The sequence below is a fragment of the Paenibacillus helianthi genome (assembly GCF_001909055.1).
Taxonomy (GTDB): Bacteria; Bacillota; Bacilli; order Paenibacillales; family Paenibacillaceae; genus Paenibacillus_AQ; species Paenibacillus_AQ helianthi.
The window spans coordinates 1-18,468 of sequence record NZ_LVWI01000058.1; the positions used below are offsets into that span (position 1 = coordinate 1).

At 48.9% G+C, this 18,468-nt stretch carries 19 protein-coding genes, 1 rRNA gene and 1 other annotated feature; all 20 genes read right to left on the reverse strand.

Annotated features, from left to right (window positions below):
• Positions 1–265: ribosomal RNA gene (locus A3844_RS21605) — 16S ribosomal RNA — on the reverse strand; the annotation flags it as partial.
• A 456-nt stretch (positions 266–721) separates the two neighbouring features.
• The gene (locus tag A3844_RS21610; RefSeq protein WP_425270620.1) at positions 722–2,098 is read right to left on the reverse strand and encodes a LysM peptidoglycan-binding domain-containing protein; all 1,377 of its coding nucleotides are present in this window, start codon (positions 2,096–2,098) and stop codon (positions 722–724) included.
• Positions 2,099–2,710: 612 nt separating this feature from the next.
• Positions 2,711–3,592 carry a branched-chain-amino-acid transaminase gene (gene ilvE, locus A3844_RS21615; protein ID WP_074086597.1) on the reverse strand — a complete coding sequence of 294 codons (882 nt, stop codon included), beginning with the start codon at positions 3,590–3,592 and terminating at the stop codon, positions 2,711–2,713.
• A gap of 4 nt (positions 3,593–3,596) precedes the next feature.
• On the reverse strand, positions 3,597–4,484 hold the full coding sequence (gene pheA, locus A3844_RS21620; RefSeq protein ID WP_074086596.1) for a prephenate dehydratase: 888 nt from the start codon (positions 4,482–4,484) through the stop codon (positions 3,597–3,599).
• On the reverse strand, positions 4,481–5,461 hold the full coding sequence (gene thrB, locus A3844_RS21625) for a homoserine kinase (RefSeq protein WP_074108430.1): 981 nt from the start codon (positions 5,459–5,461) through the stop codon (positions 4,481–4,483). The genes pheA and thrB overlap by 4 nt, the downstream gene beginning before the upstream one ends.
• 57 nt (positions 5,462–5,518) lie before the next feature.
• Positions 5,519–6,805, reverse strand: a complete 1,287-nt coding sequence (locus tag A3844_RS21630) for a homoserine dehydrogenase (RefSeq protein ID WP_074086594.1) — start codon at positions 6,803–6,805, stop codon at positions 5,519–5,521.
• 32 nt (positions 6,806–6,837) lie between these two features.
• Entirely contained in the window at positions 6,838–7,275 is a 438-nt protein-coding gene (locus A3844_RS21635; protein ID WP_020429271.1) for an ACT domain-containing protein, read from the reverse strand.
• Between the two features lie 427 nt (positions 7,276–7,702).
• The gene (gene obgE / locus A3844_RS21640) at positions 7,703–9,013 is read right to left on the reverse strand and encodes a GTPase ObgE (RefSeq protein ID WP_074086593.1); all 1,311 of its coding nucleotides are present in this window, start codon (positions 9,011–9,013) and stop codon (positions 7,703–7,705) included.
• A 15-nt stretch (positions 9,014–9,028) separates the two neighbouring features.
• Positions 9,029–9,769 (reverse strand): Spo0B domain-containing protein, encoded by a 741-nt coding sequence (locus tag A3844_RS21645; protein ID WP_074086592.1) that lies wholly within the window; start codon positions 9,767–9,769, stop codon positions 9,029–9,031.
• 205 nt (positions 9,770–9,974) lie between these two features.
• Positions 9,975–10,286, reverse strand: coding sequence for a 50S ribosomal protein L27 (gene rpmA / locus A3844_RS21650; protein WP_020429282.1), 312 nt, complete (start codon positions 10,284–10,286; stop codon positions 9,975–9,977).
• A gap of 18 nt (positions 10,287–10,304) precedes the next feature.
• The gene (locus A3844_RS21655; RefSeq protein WP_074086591.1) at positions 10,305–10,640 is read right to left on the reverse strand and encodes a ribosomal-processing cysteine protease Prp; all 336 of its coding nucleotides are present in this window, start codon (positions 10,638–10,640) and stop codon (positions 10,305–10,307) included.
• A 12-nt stretch (positions 10,641–10,652) separates the two neighbouring features.
• Positions 10,653–10,964: a 50S ribosomal protein L21 gene (gene rplU / locus A3844_RS21660; RefSeq protein ID WP_074086590.1), complete on the reverse strand. Its 312-nt coding sequence runs from the start codon at positions 10,962–10,964 to the stop codon at positions 10,653–10,655.
• Positions 10,965–10,978: 14 nt separating this feature from the next.
• Positions 10,979–11,063 (reverse strand) — a sequence feature (ribosomal protein L21 leader region).
• Between the two features lie 103 nt (positions 11,064–11,166).
• Positions 11,167–12,408 (reverse strand): Rne/Rng family ribonuclease, encoded by a 1,242-nt coding sequence (locus tag A3844_RS21665; protein ID WP_074108431.1) that lies wholly within the window; start codon positions 12,406–12,408, stop codon positions 11,167–11,169.
• 66 nt (positions 12,409–12,474) lie between these two features.
• Positions 12,475–13,317, reverse strand: coding sequence for a M50 family metallopeptidase (locus A3844_RS21670; RefSeq protein ID WP_074086588.1), 843 nt, complete (start codon positions 13,315–13,317; stop codon positions 12,475–12,477).
• Entirely contained in the window at positions 13,310–14,173 is an 864-nt protein-coding gene (locus A3844_RS21675) for a M23 family metallopeptidase (RefSeq protein ID WP_074086587.1), read from the reverse strand. Before A3844_RS21675 ends, A3844_RS21670 begins: the two co-directional genes overlap by 8 nt.
• A 253-nt stretch (positions 14,174–14,426) precedes the next feature.
• Positions 14,427–15,221, reverse strand: coding sequence for a septum site-determining protein MinD (minD, locus tag A3844_RS21680; RefSeq protein ID WP_074086586.1), 795 nt, complete (start codon positions 15,219–15,221; stop codon positions 14,427–14,429).
• A 5-nt stretch (positions 15,222–15,226) separates the two neighbouring features.
• Entirely contained in the window at positions 15,227–15,886 is a 660-nt protein-coding gene (gene minC / locus A3844_RS21685) for a septum site-determining protein MinC (protein ID WP_074086585.1), read from the reverse strand.
• A gap of 81 nt (positions 15,887–15,967) precedes the next feature.
• The gene (gene mreD, locus A3844_RS21690; protein WP_083606960.1) at positions 15,968–16,498 is read right to left on the reverse strand and encodes a rod shape-determining protein MreD; all 531 of its coding nucleotides are present in this window, start codon (positions 16,496–16,498) and stop codon (positions 15,968–15,970) included.
• The gene (mreC, locus tag A3844_RS21695; RefSeq protein WP_074086584.1) at positions 16,498–17,376 is read right to left on the reverse strand and encodes a rod shape-determining protein MreC; all 879 of its coding nucleotides are present in this window, start codon (positions 17,374–17,376) and stop codon (positions 16,498–16,500) included. The genes mreD and mreC overlap by 1 nt, the downstream gene beginning before the upstream one ends.
• 56 nt (positions 17,377–17,432) lie before the next feature.
• The gene (locus A3844_RS21700; RefSeq protein ID WP_074086583.1) at positions 17,433–18,467 is read right to left on the reverse strand and encodes a rod shape-determining protein; all 1,035 of its coding nucleotides are present in this window, start codon (positions 18,465–18,467) and stop codon (positions 17,433–17,435) included.
• Position 18,468: the final 1 nt, after the last annotated feature.

Below are 18,468 nucleotides of genomic sequence, written 5' to 3' on the forward strand. Positions count from 1 at the left end.
TTACCCCACCAACTAGCTAATGCGCCGCAGGCCCATCCTCTAGTAGCAGATTGCTCCGCCTTTCATCCCTCGCCCATGAGGGTGAAGGAATTATCCGGTATTAGCTACCGTTTCCGGTAGTTATCCCAGTCTAGAGGGTAGGTTGCCTACGTGTTACTCACCCGTCCGCCGCTAAGCTTACCCCGAAGGATAAGCTCCGCTCGACTTGCATGTATTAGGCACGCCGCCAGCGTTCGTCCTGAGCCAGGATCAAACTCTCCAAATTGGTATTTAGAAAGAGCGATTGCTCATTTTGAAACATCTGACGAGAATAAAATATTCTCTATTTTTGGATCCCACTTGCGTGAAATCCCACTCACTCGTTGTTCAGTTTTCAAAGATCAAGCTCGTCATCGGCGCCGATTATCTCGTCACCAGCAACTCTTATAATATATCACGTTCATCAATCAATTGCAACATCTTTTTTTGAAGCATATCAGCATATTGATAGATATTCATGATTCCAATCATCAAACTTTTTTATCATGTCTGCGACTGGATTTATAATATAACATGAATCCTATACTAAATACAACCTCAATTTTTACCAATACAAAACAGTCCTTAGGCCTAATTAATATCACTATGTATGAATTCGCGCCCATGACAACAAAGCATGCTGTAATGCATGAACAATGCATTACAGCATGCTTATAGAAGCTGGACTCAGCCTAAAAAAATGTTAGTTCGAAATCCATGGATTTCGGCTCTTTTTCATAGTACCTTTACGGGTATTCTGATTGGAACGTTGCTTGCCGGCGGTTTTATTGACAGCAGTGGTAGTTTGGCCTGAAGTTTTAACCTTTTGTGCGGATGCTTTTGCTGTACCACCTTTACTCTTCACCGCAGGTTCAGAAACTCCAGCTTCTGCTGTACGAATTGTTTCCTGCTGAATAAATTCCGGCTCCTGTATCTCAGGTATCCGATTATGCGCATAATTCTCCATGCCCGGATACATTGGATATGCCGGAATATTTGATACCATAGGAGCTGCAAAAGTATTGGGAGATACAAAGTTTCCTTGAGGCCCCATATCTACTCCGTAAGGCGAAACCATTCCTGGCATTGGATGCATATAGTCGGGATAAGGATTAACCACAGGCTGCTCATAGGAATATGGCTGAATCGGCTGCAAAGGCATCACTGAACCGCAACCGCAGGAGGGCCATGGCAAATTGACAGGCTGTTCACCATACTGCGGCATAGCAAAAGAGGGGTTTTCGCTGAAAGGACTATTATTAGGATATTCCGGTGCTGAATTCGGATACCAGGCTCCCTGAAAATCTGATACTGGATTCATGCCGTATAGGGAAGCACACTCTGGCATATAGTTCACTGGCTGCATAAAGTTCGGCGCTGAATTCATCCCCATAGCAGCCATGGGCTCGTAGTTCGGATATGCCGGTGGAAAATCCACGAAATATGGATTCCCACTCAGTCCGGGATACCCTAGCGAATTGTCACATGCCGGTGTTTTATTTTCATACCAGGAAGTCGGCTGCACTTCTGATTTCGACTTTTCCATTGGCATCTCATACTTCATTGCTTCCTGTGCAGGCACTGAAATTTGCACAAACAAACTTTGTGTTTCATGAATCATTTCATGAACAGGTGACACTTCCGGTGCTTTGTTTACTATAGGTGAGACCTCAGGCGCTTTGTTCACTATAGGTGAGACCTCAGGCGCTTTGTTCATTATAGGTGAGACTTCAGGCGCATTGTTCATTATTGGTGAAACTTCAGGCTGTACAGGTAAAACTTCAGGCATCTTATTCACTGTGGGTGAAACTTCAGGCTCTTTATTCGGTGAAGGTGCGGGCAGTGTTGTTGAAACAGGGGGCACCACGGCAGAAGGCTGCTCTTTAACTCCGGTGTAATCTTTGGAACCCAGCTTTGTTTTGTCAATTATAGCCGTTGCTTCGGATTGTGGCTCGCCCGCAGAAAGATTGCCCTTCTTAGGAATATTGACAACTTCACCAACCAGCAGTGCATTGGGATTCTTTAGTTGCGTGTTAGCATCAATCATATCCTTTAGTGAAATCCCCCATGCTTTGGACAACTTCCACAGGGTATCTCCTTGCTTAACGTTATGTTTGTAGTAGACCTCATTGTTTTCCGGAACCTGGACGGCTGTCGTAGGGATTTTGACCTTATCTCCAACGGCGAGCACATCCGGATTGCTGATCTGTGGATTGGCCTCAATAATTTTTTGCAGCGGTACTCCGTACTTTTGCGACAATGCATATAGCGTATCGCCTGATTTGACAATGTGTATTTTCACGCAGCAATAACCTCCTAAAAGTTTTATGAGCATTACTTCCCGGCCTCGCCTTGTACAAAACTCCCTTCGAAAGCATACTGAATTTTATTCGAATGGCTTTCTGAATCAACTTCGTGCAAGACTTAACTCCGAAAGAATCTGCCAAGTTTTGCGGGCTCATACTTCTGTGAACGGCGCCTGCACTCAAATAGCTTAGCTGTAATCTCTGATGCCGAATGCCTATCTCAGGATATTCTGCTTCCCAGCTTCTTTATTGCGTACAGCCGCCTCCTTCGTTACTACATCTTATGCAGCCCATAGGCGATTGACATCCCTTAAGCAAAAAAAATCCTTTCATGCATGGCATGAAAGGATTTTTACTGTAACATAAATTTTTGCTATAGGCCCGGCTTATTCCCAAACCTTGTAGCCGTCTTTGTCCACAACATTGCGGAATTCTTCAAGCAGCTGCAACGTAATTGGGCCTGCATGACCTGCGCCAATAATCCGGCCGTCGATTTCACGGGCTGCAATAACTTCGGCTGCTGTACCGGTGAAGAAAACTTCATCCGCAATGTATACATCATGCATAGTGAACGGTTCTTCTTTCAGGGTCAGACCGAGCTTGTCGCACAGCTCAATGATTGCCAGGCGGGTAATACCCTCAAGCGCTCCCAGGTAGCAAGGAGGCGTATAGACTATACCCTTTTTGACGATAAAAATATTGTCTCCTGAGCCTTCGGTTACATACCCTTGAGCGTTCATCATAATCGCTTCGTCAGCCTCTGCCAGATTGGACTGGATTTTGACAAGGATATTATTGAGATAGTTCAGGGATTTGATCTTCGGATTCAGCGCATCCGGAATATTACGGCGCTGTGAGACAGAAACCGCACGAAGTCCGTTCAAGTAAGCCTGCTCCGGATAAATAGCCAGCTGTTCTACAATAATGATGACACTGGCTTTGGGGCAGCGGCGGGGGTCCAGACCCAAATTGCCGGGACCGCGTGATACAATCAGACGGATATATCCGTTATGCATTTCATTAAGACGAATGGTTTCAGCCATGGCTTCCAGCATTTCATCGTAGCTCAACGGAATGTCCAGCATGATGGATTTCGCCGAATCATACAGCCGGTCCAGATGCTCCTTGCATTTAAAAATGTTGCCGTTGTAGATACGGATGCCCTCAAAAATACCGTCTCCGTATAAAAATCCGTGATCAAACACGGATACCTTTGCATTTTCCTTCGTTACGTGTTGTCCATCCAGATAGATCCATTGCTCAGCCATGAACTTACTGCACCTCCGCTTTCTCTTCCTCATAGGTGTATGTGGGATACGAGCCCAGAATCCGCACCTGGCAGCCCAGGGCCTTGATCTCTTCAATTGCCCCGGGGAGCAGGACCGATTCTATCGGTTCCAGCACATCAATATAAAAATAATAAGTACCCAATTTCTTCTTCGTCGGCCGTGACTCTATACGCGATAAATTCAGCCGCCGCCAAGCAAATGCAGCCAGTACCTGATGGAGCGCCCCCGGAAAGTCCTCCGGCAGAGTCACCAGAATGCTTGTCTTATCACCACTGCTTTTCCGTGGAAGTTCCAGCTTCTGATGACCTACCAGCACAAACCGTGTGTAATTGTTATTATGGTCCGTAACCTGCCGCTCTACAATCTCAAGCCCATGCGTTGCTGCACCAAGCGCTGTACCGATTGCTGCCCAGCCAATACCTGGATTCTTGGACACGATTTCAACCGCTTCGGATGTGCTTCCGACCGACTCCAGTTCTGCCCAAGGGGCGTGTTGACGGATAAATTGCAGACATTGCGCCATGGCAACGGGATGAGAAAGGATTTTGACCACTTTGGTGTAATCCTTATGGCCTTCAGCATCTGTGAATTCCTTAGGATTACTGATCAGATTCTGTATGGATGGAAAAATCCACTCTGCCTGCATTGGCAGATCCACTTCGTTGATGAGCCAATCAATATGCAGACTTACCGAACCTTCGATAGTATTCTCAATAGGAATTACGCTGTAGTCCGCCATACCACTAGCCGTGGCCAGAAAAACATCAGAGATAAGCTTATGATGCTCAATATTTACAGGCTCATCACCAAATAAATGCAGCAGCGCTTCGTGCGAGACCGAGCCCTGCGGCAACACTGCTATTGATTTCATAACTGTTTTTCTCCTTTTATCATATCCAAAAATGACCCATTTTGCATCTGGTTTGTTTCAATCAGCTCTGAGACAACTCCTGAAGTACAAGGCAGCAGCCAGCAGGTACGTGCAGGAATACCATGCTCCTCCATCGTTTGTTTCAGAAAGAGCTCCAGCTCCTCCTTACGACTCCCATTCCGCTCAACCATACAGAGCAGCGTAGGTCCGGCACCACTCAATGCAATGCCCAGTGCCCCATGCCCTGTCGCTTCGGCCAGCAGCTTCTCCATGCCGGGCACCAGTGGTGCCCGATAAGGCTGATGCAGGCGATCCTGCATGGCGCGGCCAATGAGATCAAGCCGGCCTGCAGCCATAGCAGCAGTCAAAAGCGAGGTCCGGCTGATGTTATGCACAGCATCTCCTACCGTGATCTCCAATGGAAGCACACCACGCGCTTTGGTGGTAGAGAGTTCGAATTGAGGAATTACTACCAGAACCTCAAGGTCCCGGGGAGGCTCAATCCGGATATAATCCGCATGCTCGCCATCCCAGACAGCTGTGATAATCCCGCCGAAAAGCGAGGCCCCCACATTATCGGGATGCTTCTCCAGGGCAGTTGCCATATCGAACAGCTTGGCTAGGCTCAAAGGGGAACCAATCATTGCATTGGCTGCCGCCATTCCGCCAACAATCGCTGATGCGCTGCTGCCCAGTCCTCGAGTAAGGGGGATCTCGGAGTACATGGTAATGGAAAGCTCCGGAATCTCTACACCGGCTTCGGCAAAGACCATTTGTGCCACCTGGTAGAGCAGATTGCTTTTATCCGTGGCCACACCTGCCATCTCATCTCCATAAAGATGAAATACGGTATCTGCGGATTCCTCCATTTCAATCCAGGCATACAGGGAAAGCGCCATGCCCAATGTATCAAAACCCGGCCCCAGATTTGCGGTACTGGCGGGGACTTTAACTCTAGACCTTCCGTACATACTCATAGCTGGTAAAATCTCCTTCATTATTTTTGCGTAGAGCTGTCAGCAGGGATTTAAGGTTCAGCCTTCCACCCGATAGTGGCTCTTAATCCGGTGAATAACCTTAAGTTGCTCGAGATGCCGCATTACTTTATTCATACTCGCCTTGCTCGCATTGTGCGTCACGATAATAATTTCTGCGTCCGGATTATGCGAATTCGCCTGCTGCACCACGGAATCCAGACTGACATCGTACTCTGCAAATACCTGCGTGATTTTGGCCAGTACCCCTGCCTTGTCATCCACATGAAGCAGCAGGAAATTCTTATAGAAGATGTCTTCGTCACTCTTGAGCTTCTTTTGTTTGTAAGGAACAATCTGCTTTAACCCGTTAACACCCAGCTTAAGATTCTTAATGACGGCAACCAGATCCGCTACTATGGACGTTGCTGTTGGCATTGCGCCCGCTCCTGCACCATAGAACATGGTTTCTCCCACGGCTTGACCATATACATACACCGCATTGTACACACCGTTCACGGAAGCAATCGGATGGCTGGCCCGAATCATCGTAGGCTGCACACTGATACTGAATTCATCTTCGTGGCTCTCGGCGATGCCCAGCAGCTTCATCTCATAACCAAGTCTTTTGGCAAAAGCAATATCCTCCTTGCTCACTCCAGAGATGCCGCTGACACTGACATCACTCAGCTCAACATTGGTACGAAAACCAAGGGTGCCGAGAATAGCCATCTTTCGTGCAGCATCCAAGCCCTCGACATCGGAGGTTGGATCTGATTCGGCATATCCCAGTTCCTGTGCTTCCTTCAAGACATCAAGATAGGATGCGCCTTCCTGGCTCATTTTGCTCAGTATGTAATTAGTAGTCCCGTTTACGATGCCCATAATCTTCACGATTTTGTCAGAGGAAAAGCCTTCGATCAATGTACGGATAATCGGAATCCCTCCGGCTACACTGGCCTCATAAAAAACATCGCACTGTTTCTCCTGCGCCTTAGCCAGAATCTCGGAGCCATGCAGCGCCATTAAATCCTTGTTGGCGGTCACGATATGCTTGCCGCGTTCCAGTGCCTCCAGAATATATTCCTTCGTTCCTGCGATCCCGCCCATCACTTCCACAATAACGTCAATCTCCGGGTCCCGGATAACCTCCCAAGGATCATCGGTAATTATAGCGGCATCCACTTCGATATCACGGGCTTTCTCGGTATTCTTCACAGCAATGCGCTCAATAACAATCGGTGAACCCACCTGACTGCTCAGATCTTCCTGATTTCCTTCTACGATACGGACTACGCCCGTACCTACTGTTCCCAGACCCAGTAACCCCACTTTGACCGGCTTCATTTGAATCCTCCTAAAAGTTTTATGAAGCTATACTACCCTTGCCCGATAATTAAAGCACGTTTCACTCCGGGTATCGCCTTCAGACTGTCCAGCATATCCCCGAGCTCTTCGTTCAAATGCGATATCTCCACAGAGATAACCACATTGGCCCGTCCCTGGAGCGGAATACTCTGATGAATTGTCAGCACATTGGCACCATGAACTGCCACAGATCCCAGCACTTTGGACAGCATACCAGACTCGTGCTCCAGATCAATGGAGATTGTGACAATACGCTCGCGTTCGAGCTGATGGATCAGATGAATACCATCCTTGTATTTATAAAATGCGCTGCGGCTAAGCCCAACCTGTTCTACACCCTCATGTACCGTCTTGGCATCTCCCGCCTCAAGCAGCTGCTTGACCTGCATAGTCTTCAGCACAGCGTCAGGCAATATGTCCTCTCGGACCAAATAATAGCGTTCTTTCACGAACGTCCTCACCTCAAAGACTTTTGTGTTTATATAGTGGACATTATACGGGATGGCTGCTGTAAAATGCAACAACAACTTTTCACATATAACAACCTAGCACTCCGTTGCAGTAAGTTCACACTCAACTCTCTCCGAGCTGCAAGTTGCATTGCCCTTCTGGTATAATACAGCAAAATCCCCGAAAATCCGGGGGTGATCCCATATAAAGGCCACCCATTGCCTAATCAGGCAATATTGGAGAGAATCGGAACGTTCGTATGTCTGCTGGCTGTAAAGAAACCCAATGCCTGACTGCCCTTGAACAAAATCGCTTCTTGGGATTCATTGACGATCAGTTGGGTCCAAGTAAAAAACGCCGGCTGTACCTCCCTTTTCCGGGAAAGCACAGTCGGCGTCTGGTATTAAGCGTCAAGCCGGCAACTACTTAATAGTAGCTGCTATTCTCAACAAACTCGAATTCAAAATCAGCGATACGGACAATGGTTCCTTCCACAGCCCCACGTTTGCGGAGTTCCGCATCTACACCCATGTGGCGCAATGTACGGGCAAGCTTCAGTATAGCATCATGTGTACTGAGCTGCATCCGTTTCAGCATCCGCTCAATCCGAGGGCTGCTGACGACAAAGGCATCATTGTCACGCGTAATGGTAAAGGAGTTATCCTCTTCTGCTTCCAGCTTGTAGACCTTGCGTTCTTTGGTCTCTGCCACTTCTTCCACAACCGGAGCCACAGGAATACTGTCGAGGACATCCGTTGCCCGGTAAAGAAGTTCTTGAACCCCTTGGCGGGTAAGGGAAGAAATCGGCATGATCTCCATATCCGGCCGGAGCTCAGATACCTTCTCACGGAAAGCAATCAGATTAGCCTCTGATTCAGGCATATCCATCTTATTGGCCGCTACAATCTGTGGACGGTCAATAAGACCGGCATTATATTGTCTCAACTCATCATTAATCTTCACCCAATCCTCAAAAGGATCGCGTCCTTCGGAACCGGACATATCCACAACATGAATGATGATCCGGGTGCGCTCAACATGACGCAGGAATTCATGTCCCAGACCTACACCTTCACTCGCACCTTCAATGAGTCCCGGCAGATCGGCCATTACAAAGCTTCGGCCATCGCCTACATCCACAACTCCCAGGTTCGGTGTAATGGTTGTGAAGTGGTACGCTCCGATCTTGGGCTGAGCAGCAGAAACGACAGAAAGCAGAGTAGATTTACCCACACTCGGGAAACCCACAAGCCCTACATCTGCCATAACCTTCAGTTCCATCACAATGTAGCGTTCCTGGCCTTCTTCACCATTCTCCGCCAGCTCAGGAGCTGTATTATTAGCTGTGGCAAACCGGGTATTTCCCCGTCCGCCCCGCCCCCCACGGGCAACCACGACCTGCTGTCCATGTCGGGTCATGTCGGCTATCACTTCCTGGGTGTCATCGTCAATCAGTACAGTTCCTGGCGGAATGCGAACAATCATGTGCTCGGCGTTCGCTCCGTGCTGGCTTTTGTTACGCCCCTTGACCCCGCGCTCTGCTTTGAAGTGGCGCTGATAACGGAAGTCCATCAGTGTACGCAAACCTTCATCCACCCGGAAAATAACGTCTCCTCCACGGCCGCCGTCCCCCCCGGCTGGTCCGCCTTCCGGCACATATTTCTCCCGGCGAAAGGCCACAAGACCATCGCCGCCGTCGCCGCCTTTTACATAAATCTTAGCTTTATCTACGAACATTCATATTCACCTTCCTTACATTTCCAGCGGCAGCCGCAGCTCTACATAGCTCTTGTCCCGTCCGGGCTGTTCCGCTTTGATAATTTTTCCTTGAACTATATTATAAATTTGCCCCTGCAGCAGCTCGGGACTGCCATGATCGCCGTCGCCTTCGAAAGAGATAAGAATGTCTCCTCCATCCTGTGTAAAACCAAGCCGGAGCTTCCTTGTGTCACCATGCAAGGCTAGCCCACTGTACTGATAGGCCCTCACCGTTTGCATAATCACCTGTGTAAGCTCTTCCCCCGTGTCCGCACTGAGCTTGTCCTCCAGCTGCAGTCCTTCTTCTACCAGCACTTCAAGCTCTAAGCTGCTTCTGAAGGTTCGGAAAGACTGCAGATAGAACACGAGCGAAGGAATGCCGAGCTTAGCGATACGGCTGTCCAGTGCGATCCGTTCCTTTATTCTTCCCACACACTCCAGGGATTTATCAGGCTTGCCGAGCTGGATATATCCGTAAAGTACCTGCAGATCATTCATCCAGTCATGACGATGATGATTGAGTGTCCGGTTCGCCGCCTGCTGTAGCGTCTTCTCCTGTACACGCAATTCCTCTTCAAAATGACGCCGGTAGTATACGGAACTGAAAGCAAGCACTGCGGCTATCCATATGCCGAGCAGCAGACATGTAAAAAGGGAGGTGTGCCAATACAAAAGTCCTAAAGGAAGCATTACGGATAACATGACTGCCCAGATCAACCATTTCCAGGATTTCATTCTTTCTCCCCGTCCCTCAGTTCGCAAAATTCATGCCCATTTAGCCGTTCTCTTCACTTGATATTTACCATTTTTCAGTATAACACAGGGTTTCTCAGCAATCACCAGCAATTCAAATTCAAATTCAAATTCAAAAAGATACTCCTGAAAAAAAGCCCCCGGCACTCATGCCGGAGGCTTCTACTTGCAATTTGATTCCGAAAGCTTACGCTTCCAGTGCCGCTGCTACCGGAGCGACATCAACCGGGTACACGCTCACTTTTTTGCGATCGCGGCCCCAACGTTCGAACTTCACTACGCCATCAACCAAAGCGAACAGCGTATCATCTTTACCGATGCCTACGTTAGTGCCCGGGTGGATTTTGGTTCCGCGTTGACGAACCAGAATGTTCCCGCCGGTAACTGCTTGACCGTCAGCACGTTTTACGCCAAGACGCTTGGAGTGGGAATCACGTCCGTTCTTTGTAGAACCTACACCCTTTTTCGATGCGAACAATTGAAGATCCAATTTCAACATGTTGGTCAACCTCCTTCTTTAAATAATGACTTCCTGTATCTTAATATACTTCCCATATGAATCTGCGATATCACCAAGCATGAGTACCATCGACTCCAGTAGTAACTGGACCTTGGCAGACACTTCAGGATGATCTATGGGAACGATTGTCCCGCTAAGAAATCCATCCTTCATCGAAGTATCCAGAACAACGCCTGTCAGACGTTCAATCGAATTCACCGTTCCAACCGTGATGGTGGAAACGCCGGCGCAGACGATATCCCTGCCGTTCTTTGCGTATTCCGCATGCCCTTTTACGGCAAAACCGACAATCGCACCTTGAGCAGAAGCCCGTGTAATCCGCACGTTAATCATTAACGCACCTTCTTACGCTTGAATCTTCTCGATAGTTACTTTAGTGTACGGTTGACGATGACCTTGTTTCTTGTGGTAGTTCTTCTTCGGTTTGTATTTGTAGACTACAACCTTCTGACCCTTACCATGTTTCTCGACTTTAGCTGTTACAGACGCGCCGCTTACCAGCGGAGTTCCTGCAGTCAGACCACCATCGTTAGAAACAGCCAATACACGGTCAAACGTTACGCTTGCGCCGTCTTCAGCTTCCAGCTTCTCAATGAACAACACGTCGCCCTCTTGGACTTTGTATTGTTTACCGCCAGTTTCGATAATTGCATACATTGTACTTGCACCTCCTCATGTCTCAGACTCGCCTAGTCTAGGTGGCAGTTCCCAGGGGGAACGCGCTTATGTACCCGATCGGAGCGGTTGCAGCATGTGTAGGATTAGAACAACCAAACACATACTTGAAGATAATAGCATACATAATCCATACAGTCAATGATTCAAAAATTATAAATTGCATGCACCGGGAGTCCATGGCTCATTCCAGCCACGAACCAATTTTGCCTGTACCTCCGCAGCATTGGCAGATCACCGGGGCAAAACCCGCAGAATCATGTCTCGCCTTCTTGCGGGTCATCTCGAGCAATCCCAAGTGCGTCCAGCCCAGAATATGCGTCTGTGTGCGGTCGCGGCTGATGACCCCCTCGAGCCGTTCCGTAACCATCCGCCGGTGCTCCTCGTGCTGCATATCAATAAAGTCGATGATGATAATGCCTCCCGTATCGCGTAAGCGAATCAATCGTCCGATCTCTTCCGCCGCCAGGAGATTCGTACGTGTTACAGTCTCCTCGAGCGTAGATCCGCCGATGTATTGCGCGGTATTGACATCAATTACAGTTAACGCCTCTGTCTCATCCCAGATCAGCGTTGCTCCACCCTCCAGCGTAATCTTCCTTTCGAAACTTTTGTGGAGCTGTTCCTGCACCCCGTAAGCCGTAAAGATGGACTCCTGTCCATGATAAAACCCCACAGGCTTGTATTTTCCAGGTGCCATGTCATTCAGAAAGGCTTGCGCCTCCCGGACGGCCTTGGCCGAATCAATCATCAGTTCATCACGCTGTGGGTTAAAGGCATCCCTGATGAAGCGCTGCACAATACTGAGATCAGAGTGAAGAAGTGCCGGCGCCACGGCTTCCTGTGACCGGCGGATGATCATTTCCCACTGTGCCCGCAAAAATGAGAGGTCGCCTTCAACGGCCTCCACCGGCTCATCCTCCGAAACAGTCCGCATGATAATACCCTCTTCACGCCTGCGGAGCCGTTCACCCATTCCTTTTAGTCTGGTGCGTTCCGATTCACGGCTGATTTTTTTGGATACACCGACATATTCTGCATAAGGCATGTACACCATCCAGCGTCCCGGAAGTGTATAGTGGGTTGTGACACGCGCACCTTTGCCGCCCCGCGGCTCTTTTCTCACCTGGACCACAATTTCCTGGCCGGGCTCCAGCAGCGTTTCAATGGAGGGCTTCACCTCAGGCTGCCTCTCCAGATGGGGATGCAGCACGTCATCCACATATAAAAAGGCATTCTTCTTCTGTCCGATATCAACAAAAGCAGCCTGCATTCCTGGCAATACATTCATAACCCGGCCCTTGTAGTAGCTCCCGACCAGTCCTTGCTGCTGATCTCGTTCAGCCGCATATTCCACCAGGCTCCCATTGTCCAGAAGAGCCATCCGGGTAACATGCTGCGTGCAGTGAACGATCATTTGTTTCATGGCTTCACCTCTGGTTTGAATCAATCTTCCACTGTCCATTACTAGCTGGACGTTTCATGTCCACATTTACATTCCAAAATAAGAAGAGATCAATTTCTGCTCCGGCACAACGGCCACTATGGTCTTTTCTTCATTCATTACATAGATAAAATGATAATGGTTACGTTTAAATAGACGCAATATATCATCCAAAGGTTTCGCGGAAAAGGCAACTATCGGACGCACCGCGCTTCCCGACTGCCGGTAACGTTCATAAACCGCCTCCCTGTTCATCAAAAAAGAGACAAACCGATACGGTAAATTGCGCTGATCCGTAATGTTCGAATAAAGAAGAAACGCACCGATCATCAGGAGATTCAGACGGAGCCCTCCGCCCGTACCCAGCGGCAGGATGGAGTACAACACCACCAGCAGACTCGCCGCGATGCTCACTCTGCCACACCATAGTAATGTGACATAATAGGGAAGCAGCAGACTAAGCGTCGCCTGAAATATTTTCCCGCCATCCAGAGGGAGTACCGGCAGCAGATTAAACAGACCGATAATGGCATTGGCTTGTATGAAATAAGCCAGGAAGCCGCTGCTTCCATATCCAGCCTGCTGGAGACCATAGGCCATCAATATCAGCAACAGATTCTGCAAAGGTCCAGCAACCGCAATGCCTATCTCCCGGGTCGCGTTAAGCCGTCCATGATCCTCCATTACCGCTACCCCACCAAAAGGAAGCAGCTGTATGGATTTCACGTGTACCCCGCAGAGCAGCGCAGCACACACATGTCCCAACTCGTGGATGAATACAATGGTGAACAACGTCAACAGCTCCAGGAACTGTCCTGTGATCACGGAGAGCAGCATAATCAGAACGAATAGGGGATGCAGCGACAATTCAATACCTCTGATCCTAATCAAACGATACCACTTCAGCGGGATCAATATAAGTCTTGTCTTTCATAATTGCAAAAAAAAGCAGGGGTACAGAAGCATTCTCCTGTTCCTCAAGCCAGCCAATGGTATCTCCGCTCTGAACCCAATCATCCGCAGCCAGCTTCGTTCCGCTTAGATGCCCATATTCAGCCGTTACATCTCCGGTATGCCGTACCGTAATCCGTATTCCGCCCTCTGCTTCTTTGGCAACGGACAAAACGCGTCCTGTATCTACACTTTTCACCGTGAGTGAACTGTTAGAATTTACTGCTGGCATAATCTCCACACCCTTTAATGTTGCTGCAAAGGGACGGACAATGCTTCCCTCAAGAGGAGCATTCAGGTCATGAGCAGCAGTCACTTTCTCGGCTGGAGGATTCTTATCACCAAAAATCGGAATAAACGCCGGCGCTCCGCTGAAATGCTCTTCATACCAAACCTCAGCGGCGGCAAAGTCCATATCCCGGGTGAGGGCATCGGCAATAAACACCTGCACTTTCAGCGCCCAGGGCTGTTGAACGTTGAAGATCCCCCATACAGCACCAAACACAACGAGGCTCGCAATAGTCTTCCGCATAAAGCCCGAAGCAAACCCAGGCTTGTCTCCTCCGCCTTCATCCACCCAGTTATTACGCCGCTGCTTCCACATGGCCTCAGGATCGGGCTCAGGAATCTTGGAAAAATCATGGGAGGCTCCTTCTCCCCATTCCTTGAAGGTTGTTGTCTGGTCAGGCAGTGCGAACAGCGGTGGTACCGCTGCCTTCTGCGAAGCATCATCCTGCTCCAGCAGGTTACGGATACGCTGTTTGCGGCGGCCTTTAATATCTGATTTCTGTTCCATATCGATCCCTCCGGCGGGCTTGTTTACTTTCATTTTATGAACGTCGCAGGCTGCTTTAGAACAAGCCCCGGCCGGACGGGTACAGAAATGGGATGAATGGTATTTAGCTGGAGACTTATTGTCGGCATTCCTGAAAATTGTTAGCGTACATCCTATAAAATCCCTTAAGGTTCGAAGCAAAAATCCCGCCGCAGACTAATCTGCAGACGGGATCTTTGCTGACTCTTGGTACTACTTAGACTATGATTCCGCTTCAGCCCATACCGAAGAACTTCTTCAGCTTCTTGAAGGTACCTGGCTTCCGGTCAAGCTGCATCAGTGGTACCGCATCACCCAGGATACGCCGGGCAATATTGCGGTAAGCGATTGCCGCTGCCGAATCAGGGTTCATTACAGTTGGCTCTCCGCTGTTCGCCGCCTTGATAACCAGTTCATCATCAGGAACAATACCGATCAAATCAATATTCAGTACCTGCAGAATATCCTCAATATCAAGCATATCCCCTGATTTCACAAGTCCCGGCCGAATCCGGTTAACTACCAGCTTCGGCGACTCTACATGGGATTGCTCCAAAAGGCCGATAATCCGGTCCGCATCCCGTACCGCGGCATGCTCCGGAGTAGTCACGACAATGGCCTTGTCTGCCCCAGCAATAGCATTACGGAACCCATGCTCGATTCCAGCGGGACAATCAATCAGGATGTATTCGTATTCCTTCTTGAGTTCAAGAATAATATCCTTTACCTGCTCTGGTGTAACAGAGGTCTTGTCTTTGGTCTGCGCTGCAGGCAGCATGTACAGTTCATCAAAACGCTTGTCCTTCACCAGTGCCTGGTTCAGGCGGCAGCGTCCTTCCGCTACATCCACAAGATCATATATGATGCGGTTCTCCAGCCCCATAACTACATCCAGATTCCGAAGTCCAATGTCGGTATCAACCAGACATACTTTTTTGCCCTGCAATGCAAGCGCGGTGCCAATATTGGCCGTTGTGGTTGTTTTGCCAACTCCGCCTTTGCCCGAGGTTACGACAATCGCTTCTCCCATGGAGGCTACACCCCTTTAAACACATTTAAACCCTGACGTAATTTGACTATATTATGAATTTTGTCGATCTGCATAGCACCGCTCGATAAATAGGCAAATTCCATGCTGCTCTCACGGGTACCCCATTCATCTGGCGGGCGGCTAATGACATCGGCAATCCGCAGTTGTGTAGGTGACAGCAAAGATGCAGCAATAATTGCCTCCTGGTTGCCATCTACTCCGGCATGAGCCATTCCGCGGAGCGCTCCGAGAATATAAATATCACCCGTACAGGTAATCGACCCTCCGGGATTCACATCACCCAAAAACAGAAGATTTCCTTCATGATGCAGCACTTGGCCCGAGCGAAGCATTCCACTGATCAGAAACAGGGCATCACTGTCCTTCTCACCGGGTTCCTCCAACGCTTCAACAGAACGGATCAGCAGATTGCCCTGGCTCTTCAGAATGTTGAGAATGGCTTCTTTATCTTCTTCAGTCACGGGACGGCTACCCAGCTTAATGTCCACATGCACAATAGGTCCGGTCAATATATTCTGATGGCTGTGCTCCAGTTTATAGCGAAGTTCACTTAAGAGATCTTCAAAGGGACACTTGTCGTCTAGCAGGAATACCAGGCCATCCTTGATGCCCTTGATCCTTACATGCTTGGATTGTACTGTCATATGCCTGTCCCCCCATTCTCATTCATTCGTGCCGGGCCAGGCAAATTCCTTCTTTCCCATGTAAGAAAATGCAGTCCGGCTTCACGCTGCCTCTTCCTTGCGGGTCTCTTTCTTCAGCAGTTCAATCTGCCTCCGGAGAGGAACATAAAGGAGCAGGGCAATAGCAAAATGAAATAACATGGTAGGCAGCATGTGATGCAGCAATGCCCAGTTATAAGGAACCTGGCCTAAATTAAATACACTGTAAATGGCAAAAAGCACACTATCCTCAAGAAGGCTGCCCAGCAGCACCACCGTCATCATCAGCGGCAGCGGGGCGCGCGGAATCTGAAATATCAGGCCAATCAGATAAGCGGACAACCCCATTGCGAACGAATGGGCACCAAGAATCCTGCCGTAAAAGACCACATCGTGCAGCATACCGAAAGACAAACCAAGAATAAGTGCCGTATGTCGGTGATGGTATACTGTCACAAACAGTATAACGATAAAAACGAGATTAGGAATAATCCGCATCTCCCAGGCATTCGGAAGCAACCAGGGCATTATCGTGCCTTCAACAATAAATAATAGAAATAATAACAGAATTAATACGGATCTGCGCATCTTCACTATTCGGCACGCTCCTGCGTAAAGACAACGAAGAGTTCCTTCCAGTCCTGGAATCCTGCCGCCGGCTTAATGATTGCAGTAGAAGTCAACCCGTATTCTCCTACCTTAACACTCTCAACTGTTCCGATGGACATTCCGCGCGGGTATATTCCCCCAATACCTGAAGATATGATGGTATCACCTTTGACTACCGGATTTCCAACAGGGATTTTGTTCATGATGAGCATCCCGGATTGCTGGTCGTAGGATTCAATCATTCCGAAGGTCGTCCCTTCCTTGTTGAAGACAGTCGCCGCAATTGGAGGCTGGGAGTTGGGATCATTGAGATCCATCATGGTCATCAGCTTCACCGTGGAAGTGAAATTGCTTACTTTGCTGATTACGCCAACCAGTCCCTCCACAGAGGTGACGGACATATTCAGCTTAATTCCATCCTTAGCACCAAGGTCAATAACCAGCGTGTTGTTGCTCGGCTCTGTGGTCAGACTGACCACATTAGCGATCCGGTAGTCATATTTGTACAAATTCTTCTGAGCATTCGTAAACTTAAGATCGATTTGATATCGATCGTATTGTGCCTTGATGAAGTTATACTGCGCTTTATCCCTGGCGTATTGAGCAGCAACGATTTTGAGCTGCTCATTCTCCTCAGCCAGGTCATGCAGATTTCCGATATCTTGGAACAAGCCCGCTACATATCCAGCGGGCTTGTAGAACAAATTCTGCACAAAACCAGTCGTATCTCTCAGGAAATTCTCCGGCCAGGACAAGGATTTTCTCGTCCCCAGACTGAACCCCATAACAACGATAAACATGACCAGTGTGATCAATAATATGAACAGACGTTTATTGTTAAACAGTTTAAACAGTTTCAACACCCTCTAACAAACGTATTTCTCCCATATTAGGGGTTGACGTTCACAAGCATATACAATTAGCGCTTGGAGCGGAGGCCTGAGCTGCTGCGGCTCTTGAAGAGATGAATATTCTCCAGGGCTTTGCCTGTTCCAATAGCTACACAATCCAGCGGATTCTCAGCAACAATGACCGGCATACCGGTCTCGCGGGCCAGCAACTTATCCAGGTTCCGCAGCAGAGCGCCGCCGCCGGTAAGTACAATTCCCCGATCCATAATATCAGCAGCGAGTTCAGGTGGACATTTCTCCAGTGTTACCTTTACAGCCTCGACAATGGCATTTACGGTATCTGACAATGCTTCGCAGATCTCATCTGAGGTAATGGTCAACGTCTTAGGCAGACCGGTCACGAGATCACGTCCGCGGATCTCCATGGTTTCGGTCTTCTCCAGAGGCAGAGCAGAGCCCACATCCATCTTGAGCTGCTCGGAGGTACGCTCCCCGATCATGAGATTATATTGGCGCTTGATGTATTGAATGATGGATTCATCCGCTTCGTCGCCGGCAACCCGAACAGACCGGCTGGTCACGATACCACCAAGGGAGATAACAGCCACTTCAGTAGTCCCTCCGCCAATATCGACAACCATACTGCCTGTAGGCTCCCATACCGGAAGATCTGCACCAATGGCAGCTGCAAAAGGTTCCTCGATAATATAGGCCTCACGAGCACCCGCCTGCTTGGTAGCATCCTCAACAGCACGCTGCTCCACAGCTGTGATGCCGGACGGTACGCACACCATTACATTTGGATGGCGCTGGAACATCGAGCGCTGTTTCTGCGCCTGACGGATAAAATATTTGATCATAGTTGCCGTGGTATCAAAATCAGCAATTACTCCATCCTTCATTGGACGAATGGCACGGATATTTCCCGGCGTACGGCCGATCATTTTTTTGGCAGATTCGCCAACGGCTTCAATGGTCTTAGTATCTGTATTAATGGCCACAACGGAAGGCTCTCTGACAACAATCCCCTTACCGCGTACATAGACAAGCGTATTCGCTGTCCCCAGGTCAATTCCTAAATCTTTCGTAAAACCACCTAACATG